5 protein-coding genes are annotated in these 7,249 nt (G+C 65.2%); all 5 read left to right on the forward strand.

Going from position 1 to position 7,249, the window contains the following annotated elements; genetic code table 11:
• The first annotated feature begins 17 nt into the window (after positions 1–17).
• The 5 genes from CK221_RS27310 to lpdA all read left to right on the forward strand — a co-directional run bounded on the left by CK221_RS27310 (position 18) and on the right by lpdA (position 7,079).
• Positions 18–3,005: a 2-oxoglutarate dehydrogenase E1 component gene (locus CK221_RS27310; protein WP_066991705.1), complete on the forward strand. Its 2,988-nt coding sequence runs from the start codon at positions 18–20 to the stop codon at positions 3,003–3,005.
• Positions 3,006–3,056: 51 nt separating this feature from the next.
• Positions 3,057–4,349: a 2-oxoglutarate dehydrogenase complex dihydrolipoyllysine-residue succinyltransferase gene (gene odhB, locus CK221_RS27315; RefSeq protein WP_067323636.1), complete on the forward strand. Its 1,293-nt coding sequence runs from the start codon at positions 3,057–3,059 to the stop codon at positions 4,347–4,349.
• Between the two features lie 124 nt (positions 4,350–4,473).
• Entirely contained in the window at positions 4,474–4,896 is a 423-nt protein-coding gene (locus CK221_RS27320; protein WP_245299537.1) for a hypothetical protein, read from the forward strand.
• Entirely contained in the window at positions 4,893–5,648 is a 756-nt protein-coding gene (locus tag CK221_RS27325) for an SDR family oxidoreductase (RefSeq protein ID WP_095779972.1), read from the forward strand. Before CK221_RS27320 ends, CK221_RS27325 begins: the two co-directional genes overlap by 4 nt.
• 24 nt (positions 5,649–5,672) lie before the next feature.
• The gene (gene lpdA, locus CK221_RS27330) at positions 5,673–7,079 is read left to right on the forward strand and encodes a dihydrolipoyl dehydrogenase (RefSeq protein WP_095779973.1); all 1,407 of its coding nucleotides are present in this window, start codon (positions 5,673–5,675) and stop codon (positions 7,077–7,079) included.
• Positions 7,080–7,249 lie beyond the last annotated feature (170 nt).

Consider the following 7,249-nt stretch of genomic DNA (forward strand, 5'->3'; position numbering starts at 1 on the left):
AGGCTCCGCAGACGAAAATGGCAAGACAAGATCAGGCCAACGACCAATTCTCGCTCACCTCGTTCCTTTATGGCGGCAATGCCGACTATATCGACGCGCTCTATGTCGCCTATGAGGACAACCCCGGCTCCGTCGATCCGGAATGGCAGGACTTCTTCGCCGCGCTGAAGGACGATGCGGGCGACGTGCGCAAGAACGCCAAGGGCGCTTCCTGGGCGAAGCCTTCCTGGCCGATGCAGGCCAATGGCGAGCTGGTTTCGGCGCTCGACGGCAATTGGGGCCTGGTCGAAAAGCACATCGAAAAGAAGGTGAAGGAAAAGGCGGTCGTCAACGGCGCGGCCCTTTCCGATGCGGACGTTCACCAGGCGACGCGCGATTCCGTGCGTGCCATCATGATGATCCGCGCCTTTCGCATGCGCGGCCACCTGCACGCCAATCTCGACCCGCTGGGCATCGCCAAGCCGCTTGAGGACTATAACGAGCTGTCGCCGGAGAATTACGGCTTCACCGAAGCCGACTACGACCGGCCGATCTTCCTCGACAATGTGCTGGGGCTCGAGTTCGGCACCATCCGGCAGATGCTGGATATCCTCACCCGCACCTATTGCTCGACGCTTGGCGTCGAGTTCATGCACATCTCCGACCCCGAGGAAAAGGCCTGGATCCAGGCGCGCATTGAGGGCGCCGACAAGGAGATCACCTTCACCGCCACCGGCAAGAAGGCGATCCTGTCGAAGCTGGTCGAGGCCGAAGGCTTCGAGCAATTTATCGACGTCAAGTACAAGGGCACCAAGCGCTTCGGCCTCGACGGCGGCGAGTCGCTGATCCCCGCGCTGGAGCAGATCATCAAGCGCGGCGGCCAGCTCGGCCTGAAGGAGGCCGTGCTCGGCATGGCCCATCGCGGCCGTCTCAACGTGCTTTCGCAGGTCATGGCCAAGCCACACCGCGCCATCTTCCACGAGTTCAAGGGCGGCTCGGCCGCTCCCGACGACGTCGAGGGCTCGGGCGACGTGAAGTACCATCTCGGCGCCTCTTCGGACCGCGAGTTCGACGGCAACAAGGTGCACCTGTCGCTGACAGCCAACCCCTCGCACCTGGAAATCGTCGACCCGGTGGTGATGGGCAAGGCGCGCGCCAAGCAGGACCAGCTCGCCGGCCGCGAGCGCGGCGAGATCGTGCCGCTGTCCGAGCGCGCCAAGGTGATGCCGCTGCTGCTGCATGGCGACGCGGCGTTCGCCGGCCAGGGCGTCATCGCGGAGATGTTCGGGCTCTCCGGCCTGCGCGGCCACCGCGTCGCCGGCACGCTGCACTTCATCATCAACAACCAGATCGGCTTCACCACCAATCCGCGCTTCTCGCGTTCCTCGCCCTATCCGTCGGATGTGGCGAAGATGATCGAGGCGCCGATCTTCCACGTCAACGGCGACGATCCGGAAGCGGTGGTGCATGCCGCGAAGGTGGCGACGGAATTCCGCATGAAGTTCCACAAGCCGGTGGTGGTGGACATGTTCTGCTACCGCCGCTTCGGCCACAATGAAGGCGACGAGCCGTCCTTCACGCAGCCGATCATGTACCGCAACATCCGCAGCCATAAGACGGTGGTGCAGGTCTATGCCGACCGGCTGATCGCCGAGGGTCACATCACCCAAGCCGAGGTCGACAAGATGCGGGCCGACTGGCGCGCGCATCTGGAACAGGAGTGGGAAGTCGGCCAGTCCTACAAGCCGAACAAGGCCGACTGGCTGGACGGCGCCTGGTCCGGCCTGCGCACCGCCGACAACCAGGACGAACAGCGGCGCGGCAAGACCGCGGTGCCGGTCCGCACGCTAAAGGAAATCGGCAAGAAGCTGACCGAGGTGCCGAAGGATTTCGAGGCGCACAAGACGATCCTGCGCTTCCTCGAGAACCGCCGCCAGGCGATCGAATCCGGCGACGGCATCGACTGGTCGACCGCCGAGGCGCTGGCCTTCGGCGCCATCCTGCTCGACGGCAATCCGATCCGGCTCTCCGGCCAGGATTCGGAGCGCGGCACCTTCTCGCAGCGCCATTCCGTGCTCTACGACCAGCGTGACGAGACGCGCTACATTCCACTCAACAATCTATCTGCGGCGCAGGCCGGCTACGAAGTCATCAACTCGATGCTCTCGGAAGAGGCGGTGCTCGGCTTCGAATATGGCTACAGCCTCGCCGAGCCCAAGGCGTTGACGCTTTGGGAAGCGCAGTTCGGCGATTTCGCCAACGGCGCCCAGGTGGTGTTCGACCAATTCATCTCGTCCGGCGAGCGCAAGTGGCTGAGAATGTCGGGCCTCGTCTGCCTCCTGCCGCACGGCTATGAAGGCCAGGGGCCGGAGCATTCCTCGGCCCGTCTCGAACGCTTCCTGCAGCTCTGCGCCGAGGACAACATGCAGGTGGCGAACGTCACGACGCCGGCTAACTATTTCCACATCCTGCGCCGGCAGTTGAAGCGCGACTTCCGCAAGCCGCTGATCCTGATGACACCGAAGTCGCTGCTGCGCCACAAGCGGGCGGTCTCGACGCTGTCGGAGATGGCGGGCGAAAGCTCGTTCCACCGGCTGTTGTGGGACGATGCGCAGCTCTTGGCCGACCAGCCGATCAAGCTGGTGAAGGATTCCAAGATCCGCCGCGTCGTGCTCTGCTCCGGCAAGGTCTATTACGACCTCTATGAGGAGCGCGAGAAGCGCGGCATCACCGACATCTACCTGCTGCGCGTCGAGCAGCTCTACCCGTTCCCGGCCAAGGCGCTGATCACCGAGCTGTCGCGTTTCCGCAACGCCGAGATGGTGTGGTGCCAGGAGGAGCCCAAGAATATGGGCGCCTGGTCGTTCATCGATCCTTATCTCGAATGGGTGCTGGCGCATATCGACGCCAAGCATCAGCGGGTGCGCTATACCGGCCGGCCGGCCTCGGCCTCGCCGGCCACCGGGCTGATGTCGAAGCATCTCAGCCAGCTTTCCGCCCTGCTCGACGACGCGCTGGGCGAATAAGCAGACCCGGAACAAACTGACCTCAAGAAGACAAGAGAACGGACAGGCACAATGGCTACCGAAATCCGCGTCCCCACTCTCGGCGAATCCGTCACCGAGGCGACCGTCGGCAAGTGGTTCAAGAAGGTCGGCGACGCGATCGCCGCCGACGAACCGCTGGTCGAGCTCGAAACCGACAAGGTGACGGTGGAGGTGCCCGCCGCGGGCGCCGGGACGCTCTCCGAGATCACCGTCAAGGAAGGCGAGACGGTCAATGTCGGGGCGCTGCTCGGCTCGATTTCGGCCGGCGGCGCAGCCGCCGCTCCCGCCACCAAGCCGCAGGCGGTGGCGCAGGCCTCAAGTCCGGACGCCGCATCCACGACCAAGCAGGCCGCCGCCGAAACCGCCAAGATGGCCGGCGACGCCGGCCCGGTCGAGCCGCGCACCATGCCGCCGGCGCCGGCCGCGGCCAAACTGATCGCCGAGCACAATCTCTCGGTCGAGCAACTGACGGGCTCCGGCAAGCGCGGCCAGGTGCTGAAGGGCGACGTGCTCGATGCCATCGCCAAGGGCGCGCCATCGCAGCCGGCCGAGACGCCGAAAGCGGCTCCTGCTCCTGCTCCCGCACCGGTCGCGGCCCGCGCGCCGTCGACGGCCGACGATGCTTCGCGCGAGGAGCGCGTGCGCATGACCAAGCTGCGCCAGACCATCGCGCGCCGGCTCAAGGAGGCGCAGTCGACGGCCGCCATGCTCACCACCTTCAACGAGGTCGACATGAGCGCGGTGATGGCGCTGAGGGCCAAGTACAAGGACGTGTTCGAAAAGAAGCATGGCGTGAAGCTCGGCTTCATGGGCTTCTTCACCAAGGCCGTCACGCATGCGCTTAAGGAGATCCCGGCGGTCAACGCCGAGATCGACGGCGCCGACATCATCTATAAGAACTTTGCCCATGTCGGCGTCGCCGTCGGCACCGACAAGGGCCTGGTGGTCCCGGTCGTGCGCGATGCCGACCAGATGTCCATCGCCGAGATCGAGAAGGAGATCGGCCGGCTGGGCCTCGCCGCGCGCGACGGCAAGCTTTCGGTTGCCGACATGCAGGGCGGCACCTTTACGATCTCCAACGGCGGCGTCTACGGATCGCTGATGTCGACGCCGATCCTGAATGCGCCGCAGTCCGGTATCCTCGGCATGCACAAGATCCAGGAGCGGCCGGTGGTGGTCGGCGGCCAGATCGTCATCCGGCCGATGATGTATCTGGCGCTGAGCTACGACCACCGCATCGTCGACGGCAAGGAAGCGGTGACCTTCCTGGTGCGCGTCAAGGAAAGCCTGGAGGATCCCGAGCGGCTGGTGCTCGATCTCTGAGGTGGAGCATGAAGGCTCGCGGGCGGGGCGGCGAGTGAAGGCCCGTTGGCTCAGCACCGCGAGGCCGGTCGCGCTTGCCGCCGGTGCGGCTCTCGTAGCAGCCGATGCCCAGGCCGCCTGCCCGATCCAGCTCGCCGTCTATGGCGAGGCGAAAAGCGGGGCCGAGATCGATTTCAGCCCGACGGCTACCTCGGCGACGATCGCCAACACATTCCGCATGATACTCGACAACAATACCGTGCTCGATGGCATCGCCATGTGGACCGAGGGCTCCGCCGGGCGGCCGCATGGCTCGCTGATGTACAAATGCCCGACCGGCGACGTCACCGGCGAGGAGCTCGCCGCCTGCACGGTCTGGGAAGGCGTGATCTATAGCGCCGATGAGAAGGGCGTCGTGGGTCTGCTGCCGTCCGAGGGCGCGGATGCGCCGAAGAGCCTGATCTTTCCCGATCTCGGACCGTCCCTCGAAATGTCAGCCGCTTACGGTCCGGCGGGCTTCTCAAAAGTACCGTGGGACGTCTTTGCCCTGAAAGGCTGCCAGGAATGAATGCCGACAAGAAGACGCTGCTGGTCACCGGCGGGAGCCGCGGCATCGGCGCCGCGATCTGCCGGCAGGCCAGTCGGGCCGGCTATGGGGTGGCGATCAACTATGTCTCCAACCGGGCCGCCGCCGATGCGCTCGCCGCCGAGCTCGAACCCGCGGGCGGCGAGGCCTTCGCGGTCAGGGGCGATGTCGGCAACGAGGCCGATGTCATCGCGATGTTCGAAGCGGTGGATCGGGCCTTCGGCCGGCTCGACGCCTTCGTCAACAATGCCGGCATCGTCGACGTCAAGGCGCGTGTCGACGAGATGAGCGCCGAGCGGGTCGAGCGCATGATGCGCATCAACGTCGTCGGCTCCTTCCTCTGCGCCCGCGAGGCTGTCAAGCGCATGTCGACCCGTCACGGCGGCAAGGGCGGCGCCATCGTCAATCTGTCCTCGGCGGCGGCACGACTGGGCTCGCCCGGCGAATATATCGACTACGCCGCTTCCAAGGGCGCGATCGACACGCTGACCGTTGGTCTGGCGCGCGAGGTGGCGCTGGAAGGCATCCGCGTCAATGCCGTCAGCCCAGGCATCACCGAAACCGACATCCATGCCTCCGGCGGCCAGCCCGAGCGCGTGGCGCGGATGCAGGATCTGCTGCCGATGAAGCGCGCGGGCACGGCCGACGAGGTCGCGAGCGCGGTTCTCTACCTTTTGTCGGACGCGGCCTCCTATATAACGGGCGCGATCCTGAATGTGAGCGGCGGCCGCTGAAGGCCAGACCAGAAGGACACCATAATGGCTTATGACGTCGTAATCATCGGATCGGGACCGGGCGGCTATGTCTGCGCCATCAAGGCGGCACAGCTCGGCCTGAAGACGGCGGTGGTCGAGAAGAACGCCACCTTCGGCGGCACCTGCCTCAATATCGGCTGCATCCCGTCGAAAGCCCTGCTCCACGCCTCCGAGATGTTCGCCGAAGCCGGCCATGCCTTCGATACGCTCGGCATCGAGGTCGGCGCGCCAAAACTCAATCTGAAGAAGATGCTGGCGCATAAGGATGCGACCGTGGCCTCCAACGTCAACGGCGTCGCTTTTCTCTTCAAGAAGAACAAGATCGACTCTTTCCGCGGCACCGGCAAGGTGATCGGCGCCGGCAAGGTGTCGGTCACCGGCGAGGACGGCAAGGTCGAGGAGATCGAGACCAAGAACATCGTCATCGCCACCGGTTCCGACGTCGCCGGCATTCCGGGTGTCAAGGTCGACTTCGACGAGAAGGTGATCGTGTCCTCGACCGGCGCGCTGTCGCTGGCCAAGGTGCCGGGCAGTCTTGTGGTGGTCGGCGGCGGCGTCATCGGGCTCGAGCTCGGCTCGGTCTGGGCCAGGCTCGGCTCCAAGGTCACGGTTGTCGAGTTCCTCGACACCATCCTCGGCGGCATGGATGGCGAGGTCTCGAAGCAATTCCAGCGGCTGCTGTCCAAGCAGGGCTTCGAGTTCAAGCTCGGCGCCAAGGTCACCGGCGTCGCCAAATCCAAGAAGGGCGCCAGCGTGACGTTCGAGCCGGTCAAGGGCGGCGCGGCGGAAACGATCGAGGCCGATGTCGTGCTGGTCGCGACCGGACGGCGCCCCTACGCCGACAGCCTTGGATTGAAAGACGCCGGCGTCGAGATGGACGAGCGCGGCCGGGTCAAGACCGACGGGCATCTGAGGACCAACGTGCCCGGCATCTATGCCATCGGCGACGTCATTGCCGGGCCGATGCTGGCGCACAAGGCCGAGGACGAGGGCGTGGCGGTAGCCGAGACGATCGCCGGCCAGGCCGGTCATGTGAACTACGACGTTATCCCGAGCGTCGTCTACACCAGCCCCGAAATCGCCTCGGTCGGCAAGACCGAAGAGGAGCTGAAAAAGGCCGGCATCGACTACAAGGTCGGCAAGTTCCCTTTCAGCGCCAATGGCCGCGCGCGGGCCATGCTGCACACCGACGGCTTCGTGAAGATCCTCGCCGACAAGACGAGCGACCGCGTGCTCGGCGTTCACATCGTCGGCTTCGGCGCCGGCGAGATGATCCACGAGGCGGCGGTGCTGATGGAGTTCGGCGGCTCCTCGGAAGACCTCGCCCGCACCTGCCACGCCCACCCGACCATGTCGGAGGCGGTCAAGGAAGCGGCATTGGCCACGTTCTTCAAGCCGATCCATATTTAGGTGCTCGTCACGGCCGGCGCCGAACGCCCGAGGATGGCGAAGGTGTAGTTGCTACCAAAACAAAACGGCCCGCCTTTCGGCGGGCCGTCAGATTGCTGACAAACCCCTGGCGTTTGCCGGGGGTTTTTGATTCACTGGGTCATGTTGAAGCGACCCGCCCCTGAACAGAC

It is taken from the genome of Mesorhizobium sp. WSM3868, from assembly GCF_002294785.1.
Classification (GTDB): domain Bacteria; phylum Pseudomonadota; class Alphaproteobacteria; order Rhizobiales; family Rhizobiaceae; genus Mesorhizobium.

What these genes read in the sequence shown, in the direction of transcription:
- CK221_RS27310 (WP_066991705.1), top strand. Translation starts at nt 18, where the DNA reads ATGGCAAGACAAGATCAGGCCAACGACCAATTCTCGCTCACCTCGTTC.
- lpdA (WP_095779973.1), top strand. Translation starts at nt 5,673, where the DNA reads ATGGCTTATGACGTCGTAATCATCGGATCGGGACCGGGCGGCTATGTC.
- CK221_RS27325 (WP_095779972.1), top strand. Translation starts at nt 4,893, where the DNA reads ATGAATGCCGACAAGAAGACGCTGCTGGTCACCGGCGGGAGCCGCGGC.
- odhB (WP_067323636.1), top strand. Translation starts at nt 3,057, where the DNA reads ATGGCTACCGAAATCCGCGTCCCCACTCTCGGCGAATCCGTCACCGAG.